Origin of the sequence: Glycomyces salinus (genome assembly GCF_016428645.1) — a bacterium.
GTDB classification, from domain to species: Bacteria; Actinomycetota; Actinomycetes; order Mycobacteriales; family Micromonosporaceae; genus Glycomyces; species Glycomyces salinus.
Window position 1 is genome coordinate 1 of record NZ_JAELXW010000127.1, and the last position, 1,165, is coordinate 1,165.

General features: G+C 74.4%; 1 protein-coding gene and 1 pseudogene. Both read right to left on the reverse strand.

The window, feature by feature from the left end:
• Positions 1–258: 258 nt before the first annotated feature.
• Positions 259–912, reverse strand: coding sequence for a dethiobiotin synthase (gene bioD, locus JFB92_RS22905; RefSeq protein ID WP_199043997.1), 654 nt, complete (start codon positions 910–912; stop codon positions 259–261).
• Positions 909–1,165: pseudogene (locus JFB92_RS22910) on the reverse strand (8-amino-7-oxononanoate synthase); the annotation flags it as partial. The pseudogene JFB92_RS22910 and the gene bioD, both read right to left, overlap by 4 nt.

Genomic DNA, 1,165 nt, shown 5'->3' on the forward strand with positions numbered 1-1,165 from the left:
TATCGACCCGACAGCCGGACACCTGCCCCAATTGTCCACTCGGCTCGCCGTCGCTGACAGGTTGAACCTCGACCCAATCGAATCCCGCAGCCGCGGACCGGCACCGACACACCACCCGACCCACCGTCGCCGATCGCCTGAACCGGTGCCAGATTCGGCCCGGCCGGGCGGACGGGTTGTTGCCGGGGGATCGCTCCGCCCGGTCATCGGTCATCGGTCGTCGGGATCGGCCCCGATGCCTTCGAGGTTCCGCCGCCTTCAGGAGTTCGTGTCCAGGTCGAGCCATTCGGTGGCGCTGAGGCGGAAGACCTCGGGTTCGAGCGCGCCGGCGCCATCGGGGATCCAGCCGAGGCGGTCGCCGGGGAGGTCCTGGAGGTTCTCGGTCTCCGCGAGTCCGGGCCGGTGGGGCCAGGCGCCGAGGATGACGGCGGCGTCGACGCCGCGTCGGGAGAGGGCTTCGAGGGTGAGCGCGGTGTGGTTGAGGGTGCCCAGGCCCGCCCGGGCGACGACCACGGCCGGCGCGCCGAGTTCGACGGCGAGGTCGCGGACGGTCCAGCCGGCCTCGCCGATCTGGACGAGCAGCCCCCCTGCCCCTTCGAGCAGGACGGTGTCGGCGGTGCTGCCGAGTGCGGCCTCGGCGACTTCGGTGAGCTTCAGCAGCGGTGCGCCGGCTCGGCGGGCGGCGGTGTAGGGGGCGAGCGGGTCGGGGTAGCGGGCGAGGGCCCGGGCGGGGGCGCCGCTGAGGCGGGCGACGGTGGCGGCGTCGTCATCGTCGCCGGTCTGGGCGACCTTGATGACGTCGACGGTGCGGCCCTCGGCCATGAGGCGGGAGGCGATCGCGGCGGTGGCGATGGTCTTGCCGACGCCGGTGTCGGTGCCGGTGACGATTACCGGGCCCTTGAGTTCGATCATGGTCGCGTCTCCTCGATGACGGCCAGGGCCTTGTCGAAGTCGGCTTCGGGCACCCCGGTGTTGACGGTGATCCGCAGCCGGGAGCGGTGGTCGGGTGTGGACGGAGGGCGGAAGCAGCCCACGGCGACGCCGTGTTCGGCGCAGCGCGCGGCCCAGGCGGCCGCGGCGTGGGCGTCTCCGGCGGGCGGGGAGAGGACTCCGGCGGCGGGGGCGGGGGCGTCCAGTGCGGCGGCGGCGCGGGCGGCGCGGCGGG

What these genes read in the sequence shown, in the direction of transcription:
- bioD (WP_199043997.1), bottom strand. Translation starts at nt 912, where the DNA reads ATGATCGAACTCAAGGGCCCGGTAATCGTCACCGGCACCGACACCGGC.